Raw genomic sequence first — 25,087 nt, 5'->3', positions numbered from 1 at the left:
TATTCTTATTTATCATTTTCACTATAAAAATCGAATAAGATTTCTATTTACCCTATTTTATTTTTGGGCGTGCAATAATAAACCCAAGCTGGCGGTACATTTAACATCACACGTTTTTTCTCTAAATGAAAATAACGAGATAATGTTTTTTCATATCGAGTGGTATATTGAAACAACACAAAACAACCTTGGGTTTTTAATAATTCGCTATGTACTCGCTTTAAGATTTTTAACCCTAACCTTCTGTTAATAGACAAGAAAGGCAACCCAGAAATAATCATATTATAATGACTATCTAACTTTTCAGCCGACGCTGTATAGATGGTTAAACGGGGATCATTAATCTTATTCAGCTCATTAGCGAATGCTGGCTCTATCTCAAAAACATCTAATACCGAGTTTGATGACATACGTTTTAAGATCTGTTGCGTAATCACCCCAGTACCCGCACCTAATTCGGCGATTTGGATATCTTGTTGCCAATTTAATTTATTGAGCATTTCATAACATAACCAACGTGATGAAGGCGCAATAGTTCCCATTGTAGTAGGAGACAGTACAAACCGCTTTAAATATGAATAATAGGTTGATAATGGAAAGTAGGTTGATAAATCCATCTTGCGCCCCCTAAAGCTTTTATCTAGATAAAATAAAAATCAGATAAAATGAAGTACATTCATCGTTATTTTTTATTTATGAATTTATGTCATCTCACTAATGACGGATTTCAGTATAAAGCTTGGAGCTATCTCTAAGTAAATACGTTTTTCTTATATATTACACTATTTTACATTTTTCTATTTTTATCATTGTTTATTAGACAAGAATATAAATTTATTTATCAAAAAAATGAAATAAGTCATAACGGAATCATCTTAATCTTTTTTATAAATGATTTGTGCTTAATGTTCACTTAATTAATGGCGCATTATTTTTAACAAATTCGTGATATTTGTTCGTTCTGTGGTTTCCTTTTGTTAACTCTATGCAGACTATTAGAAACACTTCTAATTCTTTGGTAAATAATCAATAAATTCACTTGCACCTCTCTCTATATTTTGTCAGGTTAGTGTGAAGTCTCTCACTATTCCTACAGACAAAGACAGGGTAATTACAATGAAAAATGTTGGTTTTGTGGGCTGGCGTGGTATGGTCGGCTCCGTTTTAATGCAAAGAATGGTTGAAGAACGTGATTTTGATGGGATAAACCCTGTTTTCTTCACCACTTCTCAATTAGGTGAAGCAGCACCTGCTTATGGCAATCATCGTAGTACACTGCAAGATGCTTATGATATTGATACGCTCGCCTCACTCGATATCATTATCAGTTGCCAAGGGGGTGATTACACCCATGATATTTATCCCAAACTACGTCAAGCGGGTTGGCAAGGTTATTGGATTGATGCGGCATCTGCACTACGCATGAATGATGATGCACTGATTATTCTTGATCCCGTTAATGGTCAACATATCCAAGATAGCCTCAATAAAGGCATTAAAACCTTTGTGGGGGGAAACTGCACCGTAAGCTTAATGTTGATGTCTTTGGGCGGACTTTTTGCTAACGATTTAGTTGAGTGGGCTAGTGTCTCCACTTACCAAGCCGCATCCGGCGCAGGTGCGCGTCATATGCGTGAACTATTGTCACAAATGGGTGCATTACATAACCAAGTGGTTAAAGAGCTAGAAAATCCAGCTTCGGCAATTTTAGATATTGAACGCAAAGTCACTAACTTTACTCGCAGTGGTACTATGCCGACAGAGCAATTTGGTGTTCCACTGGCTGGTAGCTTAATTCCTTGGATTGATAAACAATTGGAAAATGGCCAGAGCCGTGAAGAGTGGAAAGGCCAAGCTGAAACCAACAAGATCTTAAACACCGGTTCAAATATCATTCCTGTGGATGGTCTTTGTGTTCGTATAGGTGCATTACGTTGTCATAGCCAAGCATTCACCTTAAAACTGAAAAAAGATTTACCGGTTAACGAAATTGAGCAATTGCTTGCCCAACATAATGATTGGGTAAAAGTAGTGCCAAACGATCGTGAATTAACAATGCGCGAATTAACCCCAGCAGCCGTAACAGGCACATTAAGTACCCCTGTAGGACGTATTCGCAAACTGAATATGGGACCTGAATTTATTTCTGCCTTTACAGTGGGTGATCAGTTGTTATGGGGTGCCGCAGAGCCACTTCGTCGTATGCTGAAGATCTTAGCTTAAAACACAACGAATATTATAGATATAATAAACCCGCTAACCTATTGAATTAGCGGGTTTTGTTTGACTCAAGAAAACGTTATTAGATATCGATATTTTCTGCTTTTAGTGCATTCTCTTCGATAAAAGCACGACGAGGTTCAACAGCATCACCCATTAAGGTTGTGAATAACTCATCGGTCGCAATCGCATCTTTCACAGTGACTTGCATCATACGACGTGTATCTGGGTTCATGGTGGTTTCCCATAATTGTTCTGGGTTCATTTCACCAAGACCTTTATAACGCTGTACAGCAAGACCACGACGTGATTCTTTGGTTAACCATTCTAGGGCTTCTTCAAAGCTTGAAATCGCCTGACGACGTTCTCCACGCTCAATATAGGCCCCTTCTTCAATCAGGTTACCAATAATATCGCCCAAATTAGTAATACGTTGATATTCACTACTATGAATAAAATCGTAATCCAATTTATAGTCTGTATCGATACCGTAAGTACGAATGCGTAATACTGGCTCAAATAAACGATTTTCTTCGTTTTGTGTGATGGTATAGCTGTAAGTACTGCTTTGCTCTTCCGCGTTATTTAAACGGTTCACCAAGCCACTCATCCACTCTTCCACTTTCGCTTTATCAGAGAGATCATCTTCTGTCAGCGTTGAGTGATAGACCAAGCTATTTAACATACTCAGTGGATAGAGACGCTCCATACGACGAATAATTTTATGCGCAGCATGATAGTCGACAACCAGTTTTTCTAATTGTGCACCATGCATAGCTGGGGCATGTTCACTGACGTAAAGCGCTGCACCATCAAGTGCAATAGACATCAGATATTCATCCATCGCATCATCATCTTTAATGTATTGCTCTTGTTTCCCTTTTTTCACTTTATAGAGAGGTGGCTGAGCAATAAAGATATGACCACGTTCGATAATTTCTGGCATTTGGCGATAGAAGAACGTCAGTAATAATGTACGAATGTGAGAACCATCGACGTCCGCATCCGTCATGATAATAATGCTGTGATAACGCAGTTTATCTGGGTTATATTCATCACGGCCAATACCACAACCCAATGCCGTGATAAGCGTTGCCACTTCTTGAGATGCCAGCATCTTATCAAAACGCGCTTTCTCAACGTTTAAGATCTTACCTTTTAACGGTAAAATGGCTTGCGTTTTACGGTTACGCCCTTGTTTTGCCGAGCCACCCGCAGAGTCCCCTTCCACTAAGTAGAGTTCAGAAAAAGCAGGATCACGTTCAGAGCAGTCCGCCAATTTACCCGGTAAACCGCCTAAATCGAGTGCGCCTTTACGACGCGTCATCTCACGTGCTTTACGCGCAGCTTCACGGGCACGAGCGGCATCAATAATTTTACCAACAACAATTTTTGCGTCAGTCGGATTTTCTAATAGATATTCCACCAGCTTCTCATTCATCAGCGTTTCTACCGCTGTTTTAACTTCAGAAGAAACCAGTTTATCTTTCGTTTGTGATGAGAATTTCGGATCAGGTACTTTAACAGAAATAACCGCAATCAGGCCTTCACGAGCATCATCACCCGTTGCACTGATTTTCGATTTCTTATTAAAGCCTTCTTTATCCATATAGTTGTTTAGCGTACGGGTCATTGCGGTACGGAAACCAACTAAGTGAGTACCACCATCACGTTGTGGAATATTATTGGTAAAGCAATAAACGTTTTCTTGGAAACCATCATTCCACAGCATCGCCACTTCAACACCAATGCCATCTTTCTCTGTAGAAAAATAGAATACGTTTTGGTGAATAGGGGTTTTATTACGGCTTAAGTATTCAACGAATGCTTTGATACCACCTTCATAGTGGAAATGATCTTCGCGGTTATCACGTTTATCAATTAAACGAATAGAGACTCCTGAGTTTAAAAAGGAGAGCTCACGCAGACGTTTCGCTAAAATATCATATTGGAATTCAGTCTCACCTTTAAAGGTATCAAGACTTGGCCAGAAACGAACAAAGGTCCCTGACTTATCTGTTTCACCAATCACTTTTAAGCGATCGTCAGGTACACCTGAACGGTAAATTTGTTGATGAATTTTACCATCACGATGGATAGTCAGTTCAAGTTTTTCAGACAACGCATTAACAACGGAAACCCCTACACCATGCAGCCCACCAGAGACTTTATAGGAGTTATCATCGAATTTACCACCCGCATGCAGAACCGTCATAATCACTTCTGCTGCAGAAACGCCCTCTTCTTCATGAATACCCGTTGGAATACCACGGCCATCATCGCGAACAGAGACTGAGTTATCTGAATGGATAGTGACAATAATCTCATCACAGTAACCCGCGAGGGCTTCGTCGATAGCGTTGTCGACCACCTCGAAGACCATGTGATGCAGACCGGTTCCATCATCTGTATCCCCGATATACATCCCCGGGCGCTTACGCACCGCATCCAGCCCTTTTAATACTTTGATACTTGAGGAGTCATATGTATTCGACATCAACGTTTCTCGCTTTATTCCTATGGTTTAACCTCTATTTTGCCATGTTCTACGCTAAATAGCCTGCTATTTACATCTAGCATATCTTTAACTTGCCCAGAAGTGATTGCACTGACAAACACTTGAGCTTGCGTAGACTTTAAACGCTCGGCTAACAACTGGCGCCGATTTGCGTCTAATTCAGAAGCAAAATCATCGAGCAGATACAGGCATCTTTGCCCATTCTTACGAGTGAAATATTCACCTTGTGCCAGCCTTAATGCACACATTAACAACTTAAGCTGACCCCGTGACAACATATCTTCTACCGGAGTGCCGTTAGCACGAATACGTAAATCCGCTTTATGAGCACCTAACGAGGTATATGATAACACTTTGTCACGTTCAAATTGACGTTCTAGCAACTGTGCATAATCGGTTTCTTTATCCCATCCTCGTTGAAAACTGACTTTCAAGGTAAATTCAGGGAGAAATAATTGGCACGTTTCTTCAATATCTTTGGCGATATCTTCTGTATATTCAGCTCGCCATTGGCTTATCTGTTCTGTCAGTAAGATAAGCTCTTTATCCCAAGGTAAGAGTTGTCGATAAGACGACGCTTGCCTGAGTGCTGCATTACGCTGTTTTAAGACGCGTTTTAAATCTGACCATGCAGCAAAAAATCGAGGCTCATTATGAAAACAACCCCAATCGATAAAAGCACGACGATATTTAGGCCCACCATTAAGTAATGTGAACCCCTCAGGGGTGATTAATTGCATCGGTAATAACTTCGCTAACTCTGCAATTTTATGCCCATCGCTACCATCAATACGTACCGTACTGTTACCCTCGCGATCTTTACTTAAACCAATCGAGTAACCGCGACTTTCTTCATCAAGGCCACTTAAACGCCCATGTAAAATAAACGCATTTTCATCATGCTGGATCACTCGATTCGCTTGGGCACTACGAAATGCCCGTCCATGGCCTAATGTGTAAATCGCTTCAAGTATACTGGTTTTCCCACTCCCGTTTGGTCCTACAAGAAAATTAAAACCATCCGCTAATGGCAAATCAGCCTGTTCAATATTTCTAAAATGGCGGATCAATAAACGGGATAAAATCATATTAATCGTGATTACAAGCGCATCGGCATAACAACATAAGCTGCAGCTGCACTTGCCACATTCTCAACCTGTACACTTGAAACAGCATCAGTCAGTAATAATTTTACCTCTTCACACTTGAGTGTATTTAACACATCAAGAAGGTAGCTCACATTAAAACCGATCTCCATCTCTTCCCCCTGATACTGAACATCGACAATTTCTTCTGCTTCTTCTTGTTCAGGGTTGTTAGCGGTAATTTTTAATTGTCCATTAGTGAGGTTAATACGCACCCCACGGAATTTTTCATTCGATAAAATCGCCGCACGAGAGAACGCTTGTTTGAGGATATCACAACCTGCGATAACTGTTTTAGTCGGATTTTTCGGTAATACGCGGCGATAGTCAGGGAAACGACCATCAACCAGTTTCGAGGTAAAAATAAAGTCGCCTACATGAGCGCGTAAATTATTACTGCCAATTTGTAACTGTAATAAACTCTCACCACTGCCATCAAGTAAACGCATCAGTTCAATAACACCTTTACGTGGCACAATAACAGAATGTCCGGGTAAAGATTGTCCAATATCCATGGCACAGACCGCTAAACGGTGACCATCAGTAGCAACCGTGCGCAATTCCGTGTTTTCCGTTTCAAATAACATACCGTTGAGGTAGTAACGCACATCTTGATGCGCCATTGAAAACTGTGTGGATTCAATCAAACGTTTTAGAGTGGCTTGTGGCAAAGTAAATTCAACCTCACTTTGCCAATCGTCTAAATTCGGGAAATCAGACGCAGGGAGTGTCGATAAAGAAAAACGACTTCTTCCTGAACGAACGAGTAAGCGATCACCGTCTAATTCTACGCTGATTTCTGCTCCCTCAGGTAATCCGCGCCAAATATCAAAAAACTTACGCGCAGGAACAGTCGTTGCACCGATTTCATGAGATTGGCTAAGACTCACTCTTGCCATCATCTCCATCTCAAGGTCTGTACCTGTTAGCGATAAGGTATTCTCCGTCACCTTAAGCAACAGGTTGCCTAAAATAGGTAAAGTTGGGCGACCGCCTAAAGGGCCGCTGACTTGTTGCAGCGGCTTTAGCAGCTGTTCTCGTTCAATGATAAATTTCATAGCGCTAGGATGATAATGTTCTGATTAAGTTAGAAAAATCTTCTTTGATATCGTGACTTTCTTCACGCAGTTGCTCTATTTTTCGGCAAGCATGCAGTACCGTAGTATGGTCACGACCACCAAAGGCATCCCCGATTTCAGGCAAGCTGTGGTTTGTTAATTCCTTTGCCAGCGCCATTGCCATTTGCCTCGGACGGGCAACCGATCGGGATCGTCGCTTCGACAACAAATCCGCTACCTTAATTTTATAATATTCTGCTACAGTTTTCTGAATATTATCGATAGTAACGAGTTTCTCTTGTAATGCGAGTAAATCACGTAATGCTTCACGCACAAAGTCGATGGTAATGGCTCGACCGGTAAAATTTGCGTTAGCTATTACTCGGTTTAATGCACCTTCTAGTTCACGGACGTTAGAGCGGAGTCGTTTAGCAATAAAAAACGCCACTTCATCAGGTAACTGGATTTGATTTTCGTCCGCTTTTTTCATCAAAATCGCCACACGCGTTTCTAATTCTGGTGGTTCAATGGCTACGGTCAATCCCCAACCAAAGCGCGATTTTAATCGATCCTCTACCCCGTTAATCTCTTTAGGATAACGGTCTGAGGTTAAAATAATTTGCTGATTTCCCTCTAACAAAGCGTTAAAGGTATGAAAAAACTCTTCTTGTGAACGCTCTTTATTGGCAAAAAATTGAATATCATCAATTAATAGCGCATCTACAGAGCGATAGTAGCGTTTAAAATCTTCAATAGCATTATTTTGTAACGCTTTTACCATATCTTGCACGAAACGTTCCGAATGCATATAAACAACTTTAGCATTGGCTTTACGTTCCATAATACTGTTGCCCACCGCATGCAATAGATGCGTTTTACCCAGACCCGTTCCCCCATATAAAAACAGTGGGTTATAAGCTCCTCCAGGATTATCAGCAACTTGTCTTGCGGCAGCTCTAGCAAGTTGGTTCGATTTACCTTCAACGAAATTATCAAATTTATGCTTAGGATTCACATTAGAACGATAATTAAGTTCAGGTAACTGGGATTGCGGTTGATTATCCCAGCTTGGACGCACAGGCTGGCTGTTAGTCGGTGTGGAATTAACCGCGGGATGTGTCACGGTTTTGGGAACACTCTCGGTGGTACGTGCTGATACAGGTTTATTCCCCACTTCAAAACGCAACGAAGGGACATCAGAACCACAAAAGTCGACTAATAACGCATTAATATTATTAATGTACTTTTCTCTTACCCAATCTAACACAAAACGATTAGGTGCATACAGTGCCAGCGTGTTATCGCTTAGTTCTGCCTGCAAGGGACGTATCCACATACTAAATTCAGTGGCAGGTAACTCATCCTGCAATCGGGCAAGACAATGCTGCCAAAGCGAAAGTGACACGGCGGACTCCCCTCAAAAACAAGACTAAAAAATAAACAGGAAAAATGTGATTAAACACTTAGGTACACAACACCGTTCCTCTTCAATTCTTAATAAGGAACAACTTTGATGACCACGATTTTTACATCGTGCTTCACGATCGCAGACTGGTTGTTCTGATCGTGACGGGGGATCATATCGCAAAATGAAACGAAGATCCTCTTTCTTTTACACAGTTTTTATGGTTTTTATCCACAGGCTTACCTATTTGTGATAATTCTCCGAAATAAATAGGTAAGGGAGTTCTAGTGTACTTGAGTCACCCTATAAATAGCAATTGGGGATAACTTTCTGTAAGTAAATTTCTGCTCTTCTTATAAAGGATGATCAATTATCTGCATGATGATCCACCAAAGATCCTTGCGCTTTCACCCTGAGTCCGTATAATCTTGCACCCTGCGTGCTTGTACCAACAATTCGCCCTTTATCTTCCCTTTTTAGGGTGTCGATAAGAGCGAGCGTTGCGCATAAGTAAGGATTGATAATCGGGTTTGCTAAAAAAGACGACAAAAATCGGTACTTAAAACGTCATCTTCATTGACGCATTTGAGTGATTTTATTACAATCCCGCATCTTTCCATCATTGATGCTGCGATTGAAGTACTGGTTTGTTTATTTATTGCACTCCTGTCTGTCAACGCATTTGCTGAATCAGTAATAATATAAAGTAGGTAGAAATCGCTATGAAACGCACTTTTCAACCGTCTGTACTGAAGCGCAACCGTAACCACGGCTTCCGCGCTCGTATGGCCACTAAAAATGGTCGTCAGGTTCTGGCTCGCCGTCGTGCGAAAGGCCGCGCTCGTCTGACCGTTTCTTCGAAATAATAAAAGCTAACCATTCCGTGGTTAAGCTCGCTTTTCCAAGGGAGTTACGTTTGTTAACTCCCAAGCATTTCAATTTTGTTTTCCAGCAGCCACAGCGTGCGAGTTCACCAGAAGTTACAATTTTGGGTCGCCAGAATGAGCTGGGGCATCCCCGCATCGGTCTAACTATCGCAAAGAAAAACGTTAAACGTGCTCATGAGCGTAATCGGATTAAACGATTAGCCCGTGAATACTTTCGTTTACATCAGCATCAATTACCTGCTATGGATTTTGTGGTATTAGTAAGGAAGGGGGTAGCTGAACTTGATAACCACCAATTGACGGAAGTGTTGGGTAAATTATGGCGTCGTCATTGTCGCTTGGCTCAAAAATCCTGATCTTGCTGATTAGGGGCTATCAACTGGGGATTAGTCCTCTGTTGGGGCCTCGTTGTCGTTTCAATCCTACGTGCTCTCATTATGGTATTGAGGCATTGCGCAGGTTTGGAATGATAAAAGGTAGTTGGTTAACAGTGAAACGCATATTAAAATGCCACCCTTTACACGAAGGTGGTGATGATCCTGTCCCACCTAGAAAAAACGACGATAACAGAGAAAATTAACGATGGATTCGCAACGCAATCTTCTATTCATCGCTTTACTGTTCGTTTCTTTCCTGATCTGGCAGCAGTGGGAGGGTGATAAAGTATCACAAAACACCACCACTACTACTCAGGTCTCGCAACAAGCGGACATGCCAAGCAGTGATAGTCTTGCTGTGACTGGTAACAGCAATGAGCAGGCAAAATTGATTACCGTAAAAACTGACGTACTTGATCTTCGTATCAATACTCAGGGCGGTACTATCGATGAGGCTGATTTGTTAGCCTATCCCGCCGAGCTTAATTCAAAAACCCCTTTCCGTTTACTGGAAACTACACCTCAATTCCTGTATCAGGCTCAAAGTGGCTTAATTGGCCCTGATGGTCCAGATCAGAAATCTCGCCCTGTCTACAGTGCCACACAACAAGAATTTATCTTAGGTGAAAACCAAGATGAATTACGTGTACCTATGACTTTTGTGAATGAAGAAGGCGTGAAATTCGTCAAAACCTTTATTCTGAAAAAAGGTCAGTATGACATTGGTATTGAATACAAAGTTGAGAACCCAACAGATAAAACACTGACAATGAACTTTTATGGTCAGTTAAAACAGTCTGTTAAGTTACCAGAACACCGTGATACTGGAAGTAGCAACTTTGCGCTACATACCTATCGTGGTGCGGCTTATTCATCAGATGAAACCAACTATAAAAAATATAGCTTTGGTGATATCGAAGATAAAAACCTTTCTATCACAACCAACAATGGTTGGATTGCGATGTTACAACAATACTTCGCAACCGCGTGGATCCCAGCTAAAGATAGTCAGAATAACAACTTCTACTCTATCACTTTAGATAATAAATCTATCGCACTGATTGGTTATAAATCAGCACCTATTACTGTTGCACCCAATAGCACACAGGATATCACTTCAACATTATGGGTCGGGCCTGAGATCCAGTCTGAAATGTCTGCAATCGCACCACATTTAGACCTATCTGTTGACTATGGTTGGTTATGGTTTATCTCTCAGCCACTGTTTAAGCTGCTGAAATTCCTGCACAGCTTTATCGGTAACTGGGGTTTCTCCATCATCATGATCACCTTTATCGTTCGTGGTATTATGTATCCACTCACGAAAGCGCAATACACCTCTATGGCGAAAATGCGTTTACTGCAACCAAAACTGGCGGCACTTCGTGAGCGTATTGGTGATGATAAACAACGTATGAGCCAAGAAATGATGGCGTTATACAAACAAGAGAAAGTTAATCCTCTTGGTGGTTGTTTACCGCTGATTATCCAGATGCCAATCTTCCTTGCCTTATACTATATGTTAATGGGCTCGGTTGAATTACGTCATGCACCATTTATATTATGGATCCAAGACTTATCAGCACAAGATCCGTACTATATCCTGCCATTATTAATGGGTGTGACGATGTTCATCATTCAGAAACTGTCACCAACAGCAGTCACTGATCCGATGCAACAAAAAATTATGACCTTTATGCCGGTTGTATTTACTGTATTCTTCCTGTGGTTCCCATCAGGTCTGGTTCTGTACTATATCGTCAGTAACCTAGTAACCATTATCCAGCAGCAGTTAATCTACCGCGGTCTGGAAAAACGTGGGCTACATAGTAGAGACAAAAAATAAGGTCACATCAGGAAAAACCTCTTCTTTGGTTACATTCAAAGAAAAGTGACATAAAATAGTGAAGGCGGTCTAATAGGCCGCCTTCTGTTTTTTTATTTTTATACGATTAATGATTATTCTGATTAAGCGAGTTCACCATGCATAGCACTGATACTATCGTCGCTCAGGCCACACCTCCTGGAAGAGGCGGTGTTGGTATCCTACGCGTTTCTGGCCCTAAAGCGGCTGTTGTGGCACAAACTATTTTAGGCAAAGTACCTAAGCCACGTTATGCCGACTATCTTCCTTTTCGCAATGAAGATAACTCAGTGCTTGATCAGGGTATCGCCCTTTTCTTCCCTAATCCTAACTCTTTTACGGGGGAAGATGTTTTAGAACTACAAGGCCATGGTGGGCCAATTATTCTCGACTTACTCTTAAAGCGTATTCTACAAATTCCCGGTATCCGTATTGCTAAGCCCGGTGAGTTCTCAGAGCGAGCCTTCTTAAACGATAAACTCGATTTAGCGCAAGCTGAAGCGATTGCCGATTTAATTGATGCCAGTTCAGAGCAAGCGGCACGCTCTGCGATTAACTCTTTACAAGGTGCTTTCTCCTCTCATATTAATGAGATGGTCGAGTCCTTAACCAATTTACGTATCTATGTTGAAGCGGCTATTGATTTCCCTGATGAAGAGATAGACTTTCTTTCTGACGGGGTGATCGAGGGCAAACTCAATACGGTTATCAGTCAATTAGACGATGTTCGTGCGCAAGCGCGCCAAGGCAGCCTATTGCGTGAAGGGATGAAAGTCGTCATTGCCGGGCGCCCTAATGCTGGTAAATCAAGCTTATTAAATGCATTAGCGGGAAGAGAAGCGGCCATTGTCACCGATATAGCGGGTACGACACGAGATGTATTACGCGAGCATATCCATATTGATGGTATGCCATTACATATTATCGATACAGCAGGTTTACGTGAAGCCAGTGACGAAGTAGAACGTATTGGTATCGAGCGTGCATGGCAAGAGATTGAGCAAGCAGATAGAGTCCTCTTTATGGTTGATAGTACCACCACCGAGGCGACGACACCGGAAGAGATCTGGCCTGAGTTTATGGCTCGTTTACCTAGCACACTGCCGGTCACCGTTATTCGCAACAAATCAGATTTAACGGGTGAACCTGCCGAGATCACCTCGCAAGGTGACTATCCGATGATCCGTTTATCTGCCCGTGATGGAATGGGCATTGAATTACTACGCTCACACCTTAAAGAAGCCATGGGCTTTAACAGCAATACTGAAGGGGGCTTCTTAGCGCGCCGTCGTCATTTACAAGCATTAAACACAGCCGCTGAACACCTACAACAAGGCTATCAGCAATTGGTTTATGCCAAGTCAGGTGAGCTATTAGCAGAAGAGTTAAGACTTGCTCAACAAGCATTAAGCGAAATTACCGGTGAATTTACATCAGATGATTTATTAGGGCGAATTTTCTCTAGTTTCTGTATTGGGAAGTAACGACCAAACTTTACCTGCTATAGCGTGTAAATATTACTTTACCGGTTATAGCAGGTAATTATAACTCTACACGCTATAACCATTAAATCTTGATCTACACGCTATAACCGGTATATTAGATATTAACGCCTATAACCGGTAGAAGATGATGATCATAATTAATGCCTATCAACTCAGTGTGCATCTAAAAGATGTCCGATTAACAAAAAAACTGTCTCAAAGTAAAGTCGCCCAAAAAGTAGGGATCCGACAAGATACCGTGTCCAATTTTGAACTTAATCCTAATTCCACCAAACTAGAAACCTTTTTCAAACTGCTCTCCGCACTAAATTTAGAGATGGAAATTCATCCTAAAGATGCTAAAAATAATTTAGCACACAAAAGTGAATGGAAAGAGGAGTGGTAAATGGCGAGTCTTGATGTATATATGAATGAATACTATGTGGGCATCTTTACTAAAAAAAGCTCAGGTGCGCATTCATTCCAATATACTGAAGATTGGGTTAATCAACCAGGAAGTCGTCCCATCTCTCTTTCGATGCCATTACAGCTTCAAGAATATCAAGGAGACTGTGTCTATAATTTCTTTGATAATCTGTTACCTGATAATACTGAAATTAGAAATCGTATTGTGAGTCGCTATAATGCGAACTCAAATCAACCCTTTGACCTATTAGCGGCTATCGGTGCAGATACTGTTGGTGCATTAAGGTTACTTCCTAGTGGCAGTACGCCTGCGGATATCAAAAAAATAGAATATCAAAAACTCAATGATATTGAGCTTGAAAAAATTCTACTAGGATATAAATCCAATACTCCACTCGGTATGCTTAAAGAATATACTGATTTCAGAATTTCCATCGCTGGAGCACAAGAAAAAACAGCATTACTTTTAAAAGATAATCATTGGTGTGTGCCACATAATAACACACCAACTACCCATATTATTAAACTGCCAATTGGTGTTATTGAAAGTCATTCTTATACAATGGATTTATCCAATAGTGTAGAAAATGAGTATCTTTGTACCTTAATTGCCAAAGAATTTGATCTTCCCGTCCCCCACTGCTCTATTATTAAAACAAAAAATGTTAAAGCGCTTGCTGTAGAACGTTTTGATAGAAAATATTCATCTGATAAATCGTGGATAATACGTTTACCTCAAGAAGATTTTTGCCAAATTTTAAATATACCTTCTGCGCTAAAATATGAAAATGAAGGAGGGCCTGGCATTATCGATATTATGAAATATTTACTTGGCTCATCAAATGCCGATCAAGATCGTTTTCATTTTATGAAGGCACAAGTGCTATTTTGGCTTTTGGCTGCAACGGATGGACACGCAAAGAATTTTTCTGTTTTTATCAACCAAGAAGGACGTTTCCATCTCACTCCCCTTTATGACATTATGTCCATCTATCCCAATTTCGGAGGACGAGGACTTAATCCACGAGATGCAAAACTTGCTATGGGATTAAAAGCAAGCCGAGGCAAAAAATACGCAATAGAACAAATTTTTCCTCGTCATTTCTACCAAACAGCTGAAGCTGTCGGTTTCGATCCTTCATTAATGAGCGATATTCTTCGTTATTTTTATCAAGAAATGGACGATGTCATACAACGCGTAAAACAGCAATTACCCGAGGATTTCCCTTCTGAGATTAGCAATACAATATTAGATGGAATGAAAGCACGCGCTGTTAGATTAGCTAACATTTAGCCATTTACCTGCTATAGCGTGTAAATATCACTTTACCGGTTATAGCAGGTAAAAATTGCATATATACGATATAAAGTTAGGTAATGCTTTTTTCAAAAAGAGTGTCATAAATTAATTATTTTTATTTCTTATATTATTTATATACTCGATTTTAATTAACCTATTAATAATATATATCAAACAACATACTTGGTTATTTTTTATTTAACGATAAATCTAATAAAGCAATCGTTTACTTTATCTTTTTATTTTTCAATAGATAAATAGATTTCAGATAGCAAAAAAATTGTTATTTAAATGATGATGTTTAATGATCTAAATATAGTAAATCAACTAATGACAATGCTAAACTTCACCTTTAGTTAACAGGGTAAATATCCCCACTACTTTTAAGAGTCTATCGTGAGAACGCTTTATTTTACTGCGCTGACAACAGGCATTCTTTCTGCCATTTGGGCATTTGTTGCTAGCCAATTTGACTTATTAAGTTGGGCTGGTTTTTTAGGTTGCACGGCTTATTTCGCCTACCCTAAAGAAGGTTTTAAAGGCTTAGTCGTGACGATTGCGACTATTATGAGTGGTGTTATTTGGGCATTAGCGATTATTTATGGTAGCCAACTGTTTAATGATAGTGCGATTTTTGGCTACGCCGTCACCGGTGTAATTGCCTTTGTAATGTGCGTACAAGCTAAAAGCACATTACTGGCTTATATTCCGGGTACTTTTATTGGCGCATGTACTATTTTTGCCGCACAAGGTCATTTAACACAAACTATCCCTTCACTCATTCTCGGTATTTTATTTGGTTACTCGATGAAAATGAGCGGACTGTGGATCGCGAATAAATCACAGAAGAAAGCCATTTAATCAATTTACCTCACCATAAAAAAGCGGTAACTCTATAGGTTTTATTTCTAGAGCGCCGCTTTCTCTTTTTCACTACTTTCTCCAATGTTTCTCACAGTCCACTAATAAACTTTGCAATTGTAGTTTATGGCTATTTAGGTCAAAAAGGAGGCTAACCCATAAAAATGTAACGAGGAGTATCGCGATGACAACAACACAATCTACTGATTACAATATTATTGTCATGTCAGATCCACAACCTTGGCGTCTAGATCTAGATAATAATGACCCCAATAATGATCAATCCCGTTGGGAAACCACCGTAAAAAGCGTTAGAGACAGTATTCAAGCATTACACCGTGAAAAATCTTTTGCTTTTGGCATTATAAATGGTGACTTAACAGAATTTGGCCGTCGCTCCCAACGTGAGAGTTTTCGTGCACTGTTTGCCCCTTCACCTTTAGGATTTAATACCTATGTTGGACTTGGTAATCACGATTATCAAAACAATGTGGGTGACTGTGCAGAGCCGAGTAATGCCGATTACAGTATGAATGCCTGTGCAAGAGGCATGGTTTTTGATATGCACTACCGTATTGAAGAGTATCGTAATTATGCAACTTCAGGTAATTTTAGATACGATAGTAGCGAATATTCAGGTAGTAAGGCTTACTCTTGGGAATATGGTGATATTCATTTTGTACAATTACAAAATTATCCCACTTATCATGTGGTGCTCGATCACTGGTCAGCTTCAACCATTAATGTCACAGATTCTATTGATTGGTTAGAAAAAGATTTAATTCAGGCGCGAAATAGCAATAAAACCATCATATTAAACTTCCATGATGGAAACCAACACTTCCCAGAAAAATCATCTCAAGAAGAGCTGACCTTCTTTAAATATATGCTAGAACATTACGGGGTAAAGGCGGTATTTGTTGGGCATACCCATTATGTTGGTCAAGATAACCGTTATGGTGGCAGTGAGATCTTCGGCGATGTCCCAGTTTATAATAGTGGTGCGCTATTTAAAGGAGATTATTTAGCCGTAGAAATCCGTGGTACAGAATTATCTATCACTGTTTATAACGGCTTATCAGGTACACCTCAATTAATAGAAAAATGGAATTAAATAATTCTACGTCAGAGAAGGAGTCTCTTTTATGCATTTAAATCCGTTAAAAATATCAATAAGCCCTTCTTCACTCCCCTGCACTCAACCTTTAACCTGCATTGAATATGAGGACTTAAAGGATGGGATGTTAGATATGATTAATCGCAACAGTAATATATTACCCACTGTTGTGGATGAATTTAATCAACAAGATCCGCTTAATGCGCCTATTATGGTGGGTGAAGTGGTCGTGGGTCATATCATTGGTCTAATACCTGTTGTTGGGGGGGTACTTTCAAAAATTACTTCCGCACTTTTTGGCCTCATGAATAAAAATATGAAAGATAGCTCGTTAGCTGAGCAAATTATTGCCCATGTCTCTCGTATTATTGATGCTAAAATCACTGATAACAATATAAAAATCATTAAACTCACCACAGAAGGTATTAGCGACGTTTATCAATTATTTTCAGATTCTCTCGCTCGTTACCTTGACCCCAATGTGCATTATTCAGAAGAACAATTACGAGATTTACGGGAACAAGTTCTTAACCGTTTTGATGATGTGATTTCGACAATTATTGCTCAACAACCATTAGTATTAAATTTAGCACAATCAGCAGGATTGCCCTTTTATTGCCACTGTTGCGCACTTTTTGTCGCCGCCCATTGCGATATATTAACCAATAAAGAAAAACTTGCTCTGGAAGAGGATTATTTCAAAAATAATCTAAAAACATTAAGAAATAGCATTGATAAATTTAACGCCAATATTCATAAAGCGATTTATCAGCAGACCTCCCAAGTTTTTAAAGATGATTATAATAAATGTAATACTTTTTTAGTGGGTATCTATACTTCTGGTTTATCTTTCTATCAAACTTGGGTTAAACGTAGTTTTGAAATTGAATTTACAACCCCCTTTGCTCGTTGGAATAGCTTAGAGCTTTATGGAAATGACTATAGCCATGATCCAAAAATCAGTTATTACAAGACTTACGTTGAGATGGGAAAAGATATATTACATAGAACATCCATGCTACAAAGTATTGAATCCTACTCTCATATTGATGCAGTGATCCGTTTAAAACAGAACTACTTAACACCTGAAAAAGAGGTAGATAGTTTTCAATATGAAGGCTGTAATGGCGTGGCAGGAGATAGCCATGATGTTATAAAAAGCGACACATTTTTTACCCCAGACAGTCAGAAAGCCTATCTGTCACCAATGCAAATTTTACCCTCCGTTCGCTATATTTCTGACACACCTTGGGGAGGGTTAAAATATATGGTACTTGATGATGTTAACAATAATAGTTTTACTATCGGTCAAGGTAATCGAGATAATAAATCGTATCTTAATATTCCTGGCTACTGCTTTAATGGCGTAAATCTTTATTTAAGTCGTCACAATGGAAAAAGCTGTCAAGCTGACTCAGGAGCTTGGTTAACTGAATCTGCACCTATATTTCGTTTTTATGATGGTTATGCATCCTTACCTCTTGACACTAAAAATCATTTACCCACAGCAAAAAAGAGCTATGAACTCGATTTAAATCATGGATTTATGACTCAACTAAGCAAAGCTCAATATGGCTATAGTGATATGTTAGTGGGGAAAAATTGTATTTTGTTAAATCACGATGCCTATTTTTGCTTACCATCCGAAGAGCCGATTGGCAAAGTGGGTTTATCACAAAAAATCACCTTGTTATTACAGTGTGCAATTACGCAGGAACAATCGTTAGCCATAGTGGCAAGAACGGGCGATGCGACCCAAGGCACTATTATTGGTTCTGCTGAATTTAAGCTCACCACAGATCAAGATAATATTATTTATAAAATAACCCCATTACTTAATCATCCTATTTCCGATAATAAAAGTTATTTTTATACTTATCAAATTGATTTATCTTGTATTTTTAGTCAAGAAGATCAAAAAAATCTCTATTTTCATCTCTATTTCTTTGAGCCTAATACCTTGTTGGCTGATATGACTGTTTTATTCTAATGTTTTATTTCCATAAAATACCTAAGTGTAATATTGACTTAGGTATTTTTTATTCAATTTAATTGAAATTTTAACGAGATAGTTAAAGGATCAGATAAGTTATTAGGTTTCGGGCCAATTGGTTTTACCCGTTTTACCGCGGCAAGTGCAGCATTATCAAGAGATGCCACCCCTGAGGTCTGCTCAAGTACAACGGATGAAATATAGCCTTCATCGGTTAATGAAAAACGCACAACAACCAGCCCTTCATCTTGCATACGACGAGCTTGCGCAGGATAGCGCTTATGACGCTCAATTTCTCGGCGCAATAAACTGATATAGTGATTTTCAGACTCTCCCTGCCCAATACCATTTTCACTTAATGCACGACTGCTCCCTGCCAATGAACTCGCGGTATGCTGTGTTAAGTTTTCTGCTGATGGTTGTGATGTACTTTGAACTATGTTGTGATTTGTTAAATCAGGTAGTTTTATAGGTACTGTTTTGTCTACTACTGGCTGTTTTTTTACCTGTTTTATCGCTTTAGGTGTTATTGGGGCCGGTTGTTGTTGACTCTTTTTTGCGGGTTGTTTGGACGCTTCAATAAATTCACCGTTCTCACTTCTTGGTAGTGCAATAGGTGGTTGTTGTGACTCGATCTTTATTCTCGGTTCAATCATGGTAGTAGATTGTTTAGGTGGCGAAAACATCACCTGATAGACCGATAATGTATTTTGCTGTTGCTGATCAATATGGTGCGCACTTTCTGTCATAGACCATGAATTAAGTACCCAACTCAATAAACTGATATAAACTAATGATATCGCAATGAGCCAATAATAAATATTAAGTGGCTGTCTGACAGAAAGTGCCAACATAAATAAAACTCCTATTTTATCCTTGTATTAAAATTGGGCTGTTACACCTAATCGCAAACTTCTTCCTGGTGCCGGCATACCAGAACGGGTCAGCGGATCAATGTAATATTCATTTAATAAATTACTTCCTGTTATTTCAAAAGATAAGTTGGGGCTATATTGATAAGTTGCATAAGCATCAATAGTAAATACTTTTGCCCAACGCATCGGATTATTATTTATGCCAAAATAGCTATTAGGTAAATTTTCTTTAAGCCATTTCTCATCTTTATTTTCAACTTCTGATGAATAGAGCCAGCGACTACCTAATTCTAATTTATCATTTAGCCAGCGCGTGCCTAAATGTAGGTTAACTGAGTATTTAGGCTGCATTGAGGTGCGCAAAAATCCGCCAGGGTATCCCCCTGTCATACAGTTTTTAATACCCGATAATCCTGATGCATCAAGCTCATAAAAAGCATTTTCATCACAGACTTTATTTTTATGGCTATACACTAATGCGGTATCAAAGAAAATAAATCCATTATCAAACCGGGCTTGTAACTCTACACCTTCTAATATTTGTTTTTCTAACTGTCTAATTTGCCAATTAGCATCTCTATCAAATACATTTTCAATGTTCGTTTTAAAGTAATTAATTTTAATATCAGCGTGGCGCTCTATATTCAACCAATGCGTAAAATCAACAACCACACCAAACTCACTGCTTTTGGCACGCTCTGGCTTTAACTTAAAGCCATAATAGCGAGCTTTAGAGCCTGAAAAACCACTGGTATCTTCAAATAAGTTAGGTAAACGCAATTGCTCAGTATAACGGCCATAAAAACGCACCATATCGTTGGCATAAAGGGTGGCAGAGATTAAAGGGGAAAATGCGCCATGCTGATAGCTAGGCTCCAGTGCGTAGGGATCTTGAATATCTTCTGATAGAGAAAATGCCTGAGGATTAATAACATCTTTTTCAAAGCGATAGACTAACTCCCCCGTCACTGGATGAGGGACTTTTTCCTCCATATCAAGAAAACCATTAAGTAAAATATTCTTACTCTTAAGTAGTACGCCATTTTCATCAAATAACCAAAGGCTAAACTCTCTTTTCATCGGGATGGCTTTAGCGTTTTTTATTTGCATCTTTCCATGGTTATTACGAAGAAAATCTTCATGCTCCATATCATGCTGTATTCTCTGAAGATATGGCCTAGCAACCTGCTCCTTGATTTCCTCTAGCAAAGCGCCACCTTCAGGGTAAACTAAAACCGCTTGTTGAAAGTCTCTAATTTTTTTACTCAGCTCAGCAGAACTTCGGTAATTTTTTAACTCGTCAGGTAAAGTATCGACATCAATTTTGTTAACCGCGCGATAGAGTAAATACTCTTCTGGCGTTAATACTCGTCGATAAGAGATCAGATAACCGCGGATAGGGGCTGTTTTCTCGTAATTTTTAACCCTATTCTTCCGTTTATTATTTAAAAAGGTATCCGTCAGATGATAGTAATGATATTTACCGCCAATATTCATCGCAAACCAAGGTAATGGTTTCCAATCTGTGGCTAACGCTAAATTGACTTCATGACGTTGCCCTGCTCGCCCCTCGGTCACGAAATCAAAACCCATGGGAAGTTCAAGCTCATGACTATCTAATTTTTCCAATTGATATTGACCGGAAAAAGAAATAGAAAACTGAGGTGATAATTTAAATAACGATGAAAAATCAACACCATAACGATTATTATCTTGATATAGAGAAGCTGTATCTAAAAAGCCTGTATCAATAGAGGGATCCCACCTTGTATTTCTGCTAGCTCTAAAATCAACCATTTTAGGCTCTCTTGGTTTTCCTCCCCGAGTATTAGTATGTCCTAACGTTAAATTGCCCCATAAACGCAGTAATAAATCTGTTTTTTTATCTTCTGGTTTATATTGATAGGTTAATGTGCCTGCTTGTTGTGTAATATTTGCCAAAGGCCATTGATTAACTAAATTTTCTTGATAACGAACCCAACTTAATCGTGATGGCATAATATCGCCAAATAATAAATCGGTGTATCGATAATTAATGGAGAAACGATGCGTTTGTTGTGGAAATAGAATTCCTTTTACTAAAAAAGAGCGGTTACGATTAGATGTATTTGGTACTTCATTACCAGGTCGATAAATATGAGCAATAAAAGGTAAATAAGGCTCAAAATGTCTTTTCCCGTCCATTATATAAACAGAATTAAGCAATTGCTCATCTACTTTACTATACTCTTCTACATTTCTCTTTCCTGCAAAATAATTACCTTTTTCACGTATTGCATATGCAAAAAGTAAATTAAATTTTTCTTTCTCAAATCCTACACCTAAGCGAAATGAATAATCTTGAAAGTTTTCTATTTTACTTTTTTTAGGTGTTATTTCTAATGCAGGATCGATAATATAAGCATTTTGTTGATAGAATTTTGGATAATAACGGTACTCTTCAATCATATTAGTATAAATATCTTTATAGCCTGTGGCATTATTACTAATATCACCTTTAAAATTAATACCAAAAGACTCACCAATGGGCACAATATCACGTATATCTAATGTTTTAATGGCAACCCCTCCGCCAATTCCTGTTTTTATATTAGGATTAAGTGAAGGGCCTTTTTCTATATAGATACTGCTTATCAAATTTGAATCAATATAGTTACGATTAGATGCACCGCTATAACCACGATAAACCGTAATCGCCTGCTCAGTACCATCCACAGTAACGGGGATACGCCCTTGGCCTTGAATACCACGAATATTCGGATCCAATGCTCCTCCATTACGGGCTTCACCACTATAAACACCTATCGCGCTTTTAAATAAATCTGCAGGCGATACCCCTTGATAACGTTCAATAAGGGCTTTACCTAAATAAATATTAGCCACATCCTTTTCATAGACTTGAGCATAACCTTGTTGATCTTTTTCTAAATTATCTGCAACCTGAATTTGTCCAAGATCGGTTGTATTATCCTTCGTCTTGGAATAACTATTGAGAGAAAATAAGGAGAGTGAAACCATCATGGAGACTAACGTACGTTTGTGAAAAAGCACTACATGCATTGTGTTACCTACTTAATTAATAAAGAAGTCATGCATTAAATTAATTAAAATTGTTTTTCTAATTTAAATAAGACTTCATGCTGCTGATATTGATATAACCAATCCACATTGCTTAATCTACGGGTATAACTTAATTCTATTGCTGGATAAAAACCCCAGATAATAGGTGCTTTATTTTTAATAGTTGTTGTAAAAACAAAGCCATTATCTTTTCTTTTCTTATTTAATAATGGATTATAATTATTAAAACTTTTAAATTGATATTGTAAAAAAAGAGAAACATGCCAATTTTTTGGTAATAAGTAATAAACACCCGTTTTTATATCATATTGCTGATAATTTAATAAAGTATTTTTTTTACGACTACTATAATAGTTTAATTGATTAACTAATTGAACATTCTCTGCTAATGTATAGTAATAGCTAATAGCATATATCTGCTTATGATTATTTAAGTTTATTAATTCTTTATTATATTTCTTTATATAATAATTTATAGATAAATTAATAGAATGATATTTATTAATGGAGAAAAATAGCCCGGTATATACCCCAATAGATTGATACTCAAACGCCTTTTTAGGTGATTTTATTTCATAATAGGGGGATAAAGTCCACCGATAATCCTTTTTTTGGTACTGATAACTTAATTGAGTATATAAATGTGTAAAATTAGCTTGTTTATATGCAAAATAATCACGATAGCGTGCTGAAAAATAGCCTGATAGGGTATTATTAGCGTAAATAAAAGTGGGCTGATAGAAAGAAAAAAGATGACTAACCCCCATCGATGCTATAGGTTGAGCGCCTTTTCTGGTCATGATGACTTGCGTTGATTGCGAAACAATTTGCTCATCAAGATAAGGTGCATGATTAATATTATCATCATAAAAAAAACTGATTTGATAAAAACGCCTAGCTTTAAAATAATCGTTAAGCTGTTTCTGATAATAGATAATTGCTTGATTAATGGCAGGTGATAATCCCGATAAACGACTTAATTGATTTAGCTGGTATTGTGCTTTTTTATATTCTCCTTGAGAAAAGTAGAGCTGAATTAGGCCTGTTTGTGCCGGAATAAAATCTGCTTGCTGCTTAAGTTGCTGCTGATAATAAAATTCAGCTTGTAAGAAATTACCATTCTTCTGTGCTAATAGTGCTTGAGCATAATAGACTAATAAAGTTTCGTGTAATGGTAATTGCTGATAATTAACTAATAGTTTTTCCGCTTGATACCACTGCTGTTGCTGTAAATGATGATACAGTTGTTGACCTAATTGAGCGACCTTCTCTTTATTAAGTGACTCTTGATTAGGTTGTGTTGCCGCCCCCTGTGACGAATGAAATAAGATATTAATAATAAATAATGACTTTATTAGCCTTTGATAATAACGCATGGTTTATCCTTATAATAACAATAGATCTATTCCTTACAATCCGTTTTTTAAGGCAAAAAAAAACAGATAACCGTATATTTGATTATCTGTTGCTAAAAACTAGCTTAATGACCACTAATACCACGTATGTAAAAGGACTAAATTGTTTTTAAGCTCCGAACTTAAAACCTAACGTTAAGAGGCTTCTGCACTATCTGTTACGCTATCTGTTGCAGTATCTACTTCAGCACTATTTTTGCTTCCCCCAAAACCAATATCTTTAGTATGATCGGTGTGGAAGACGACAATACCAGCCAATGTTTCAGCATTTTCACCAAAGAAAGCCCCTTCAACAATACCGGATGTGGTATCTTCTTTTGCATCTGCAGAGAAGGTTACTTGGTTATTTGCGGTATAAATATTGCCACGTTCTAACTCGACAGTACGTAGGTTATTAGCCAGTGAACCACCAATTGTCTTTTGTGAAAAATCAACATCAAAAGTACCAGACAGTAAATTATCACCACTATATTGACTGATACCTGTTACGGTATAAGTTGCACTGTCTGTCGGTAGCGTACTAGTAACCTCTTTACCTACATAATAAGACTGATGAGTGATATCTGTAACAGAGGTTGTTTTTGCCCAAGTACCAAAATAGACATTGGCATCAGTCACCTGTGAAAAATGAAATACCCCCATATTACTATGGCTAGCTGGTGTATTTTCATTGGGTTGTATTGTATAAACACCATGGCTATCCGCCCCACCACTCATATTATTTGGTGTTAATGACGCAAAACCAATTTTTTTCCCTCCATATAGATTAGAAATACCGACACCCGGCTCCCCACCTGCTGATTGATGAGGGCCACGAGTCACGGGATCACTCGCCCCCACACTCATGGTGGTTAAAGGGCCACTTTGATTAGAATGGATTTCTGCTTGTGCCATACTCATGCTAGATAAAACAAATAGAGTACCCGTAAAAATGTTTATTTTTTTCATAATAACTTCCTTATTATTTATTACATAAGATCATAATTTATTATCACTAATAAATTATCCATGAGAGAGATATTTTAATTCTCTCTTTCTTACTCAATATTAAAACAAGGCAA

At 38.5% G+C, this 25,087-nt stretch carries 20 protein-coding genes; 11 read left to right on the top strand and 9 right to left on the bottom strand.

The features are described from left to right. Window positions 1-47: 47 nt before the first annotated feature. Complete coding sequence (locus AACQ49_RS13715) at window positions 48-617, bottom strand: class I SAM-dependent methyltransferase (RefSeq protein ID WP_004249768.1); 570 nt, start codon at window positions 615-617, stop codon at window positions 48-50. 499 nt (window positions 618-1,116) lie between these two features. Between AACQ49_RS13715 and asd the strand changes: the two genes are divergently transcribed. After that, window positions 1,117-2,223, top strand: a complete 1,107-nt coding sequence (asd, locus tag AACQ49_RS13710) for an aspartate-semialdehyde dehydrogenase (protein WP_060555875.1) — start codon at window positions 1,117-1,119, stop codon at window positions 2,221-2,223. A gap of 79 nt (window positions 2,224-2,302) precedes the next feature. Here the strand turns inward: asd and gyrB are convergent, their stop codons facing one another. From gyrB to dnaA, 4 genes are read right to left on the bottom strand one after another with little or no spacing between them, the layout of a single operon-like run. Then, window positions 2,303-4,717 (bottom strand): DNA topoisomerase (ATP-hydrolyzing) subunit B, encoded by a 2,415-nt coding sequence (gene gyrB / locus AACQ49_RS13705; RefSeq protein WP_004246504.1) that lies wholly within the window; start codon window positions 4,715-4,717, stop codon window positions 2,303-2,305. Window positions 4,718-4,737: 20 nt separating this feature from the next. After that, window positions 4,738-5,826, bottom strand: a complete 1,089-nt coding sequence (gene recF, locus AACQ49_RS13700; RefSeq protein ID WP_004246505.1) for a DNA replication/repair protein RecF — start codon at window positions 5,824-5,826, stop codon at window positions 4,738-4,740. An 11-nt stretch (window positions 5,827-5,837) separates the two neighbouring features. Then, complete coding sequence (dnaN, locus tag AACQ49_RS13695) at window positions 5,838-6,941, bottom strand: DNA polymerase III subunit beta (protein ID WP_004246506.1); 1,104 nt, start codon at window positions 6,939-6,941, stop codon at window positions 5,838-5,840. 4 nt (window positions 6,942-6,945) lie between these two features. After that, on the bottom strand, window positions 6,946-8,346 hold the full coding sequence (dnaA, locus tag AACQ49_RS13690) for a chromosomal replication initiator protein DnaA (protein ID WP_004246507.1): 1,401 nt from the start codon (window positions 8,344-8,346) through the stop codon (window positions 6,946-6,948). 722 nt (window positions 8,347-9,068) lie between these two features. Between dnaA and rpmH the strand changes: the two genes are divergently transcribed. The 10 genes from rpmH (at window position 9,069) to AACQ49_RS13640 (ending at window position 18,652) form a co-directional block, all read left to right on the top strand. Beyond that, window positions 9,069-9,212, top strand: coding sequence for a 50S ribosomal protein L34 (rpmH, locus tag AACQ49_RS13685; protein ID WP_004246509.1), 144 nt, complete (start codon window positions 9,069-9,071; stop codon window positions 9,210-9,212). Between the two features lie 17 nt (window positions 9,213-9,229). After that, on the top strand, window positions 9,230-9,589 hold the full coding sequence (rnpA, locus tag AACQ49_RS13680; protein ID WP_004246510.1) for a ribonuclease P protein component: 360 nt from the start codon (window positions 9,230-9,232) through the stop codon (window positions 9,587-9,589). Next, on the top strand, window positions 9,553-9,813 hold the full coding sequence (gene yidD / locus AACQ49_RS13675; RefSeq protein WP_012368639.1) for a membrane protein insertion efficiency factor YidD: 261 nt from the start codon (window positions 9,553-9,555) through the stop codon (window positions 9,811-9,813). Before rnpA ends, yidD begins: the two co-directional genes overlap by 37 nt. A 2-nt stretch (window positions 9,814-9,815) precedes the next feature. Next, window positions 9,816-11,456: a membrane protein insertase YidC gene (gene yidC / locus AACQ49_RS13670; protein WP_004246512.1), complete on the top strand. Its 1,641-nt coding sequence runs from the start codon at window positions 9,816-9,818 to the stop codon at window positions 11,454-11,456. A 137-nt stretch (window positions 11,457-11,593) separates the two neighbouring features. Beyond that, on the top strand, window positions 11,594-12,958 hold the full coding sequence (mnmE, locus tag AACQ49_RS13665; RefSeq protein ID WP_004246513.1) for a tRNA uridine-5-carboxymethylaminomethyl(34) synthesis GTPase MnmE: 1,365 nt from the start codon (window positions 11,594-11,596) through the stop codon (window positions 12,956-12,958). A gap of 148 nt (window positions 12,959-13,106) precedes the next feature. Further along, the gene (locus AACQ49_RS13660; RefSeq protein WP_004249771.1) at window positions 13,107-13,364 is read left to right on the top strand and encodes a helix-turn-helix domain-containing protein; all 258 of its coding nucleotides are present in this window, start codon (window positions 13,107-13,109) and stop codon (window positions 13,362-13,364) included. Further along, window positions 13,365-14,678, top strand: a complete 1,314-nt coding sequence (locus tag AACQ49_RS13655; protein WP_012368637.1) for a type II toxin-antitoxin system HipA family toxin — start codon at window positions 13,365-13,367, stop codon at window positions 14,676-14,678. 402 nt (window positions 14,679-15,080) lie between these two features. After that, a complete protein-coding gene (locus tag AACQ49_RS13650; RefSeq protein WP_004249773.1) occupies window positions 15,081-15,545 on the top strand; it encodes a DUF1097 domain-containing protein in 465 nt (154 codons plus the stop codon). A gap of 184 nt (window positions 15,546-15,729) precedes the next feature. Continuing rightward, entirely contained in the window at window positions 15,730-16,659 is a 930-nt protein-coding gene (locus tag AACQ49_RS13645; RefSeq protein ID WP_004246518.1) for a metallophosphoesterase, read from the top strand. A 31-nt stretch (window positions 16,660-16,690) separates the two neighbouring features. After that, window positions 16,691-18,652, top strand: coding sequence for an insecticidal delta-endotoxin Cry8Ea1 family protein (locus tag AACQ49_RS13640; protein WP_161779102.1), 1,962 nt, complete (start codon window positions 16,691-16,693; stop codon window positions 18,650-18,652). A gap of 53 nt (window positions 18,653-18,705) precedes the next feature. On the opposite strand, the gene AACQ49_RS13635 is transcribed toward AACQ49_RS13640, so the two are convergent. From AACQ49_RS13635 to AACQ49_RS13620, 4 genes are all read right to left on the bottom strand, one after another. Next, a complete protein-coding gene (locus AACQ49_RS13635; RefSeq protein ID WP_161779101.1) occupies window positions 18,706-19,509 on the bottom strand; it encodes an energy transducer TonB family protein in 804 nt (267 codons plus the stop codon). A gap of 27 nt (window positions 19,510-19,536) precedes the next feature. Then, the gene (locus tag AACQ49_RS13630) at window positions 19,537-22,590 is read right to left on the bottom strand and encodes a TonB-dependent receptor domain-containing protein (RefSeq protein WP_161779100.1); all 3,054 of its coding nucleotides are present in this window, start codon (window positions 22,588-22,590) and stop codon (window positions 19,537-19,539) included. A gap of 44 nt (window positions 22,591-22,634) precedes the next feature. After that, window positions 22,635-23,987: a surface lipoprotein assembly modifier gene (locus AACQ49_RS13625; protein ID WP_161779099.1), complete on the bottom strand. Its 1,353-nt coding sequence runs from the start codon at window positions 23,985-23,987 to the stop codon at window positions 22,635-22,637. A gap of 174 nt (window positions 23,988-24,161) precedes the next feature. Continuing rightward, complete coding sequence (locus AACQ49_RS13620) at window positions 24,162-24,974, bottom strand: Slam-dependent surface lipoprotein (RefSeq protein ID WP_049213394.1); 813 nt, start codon at window positions 24,972-24,974, stop codon at window positions 24,162-24,164. Between the last annotated feature and the right edge of the window lie 113 nt (window positions 24,975-25,087).

This window comes from Proteus sp. G2675 (assembly GCF_963886535.1).
Classification (GTDB): domain Bacteria; phylum Pseudomonadota; class Gammaproteobacteria; order Enterobacterales; family Enterobacteriaceae; genus Proteus; species Proteus mirabilis.
This window is presented reverse-complemented; position numbering and strand designations above follow the sequence as displayed.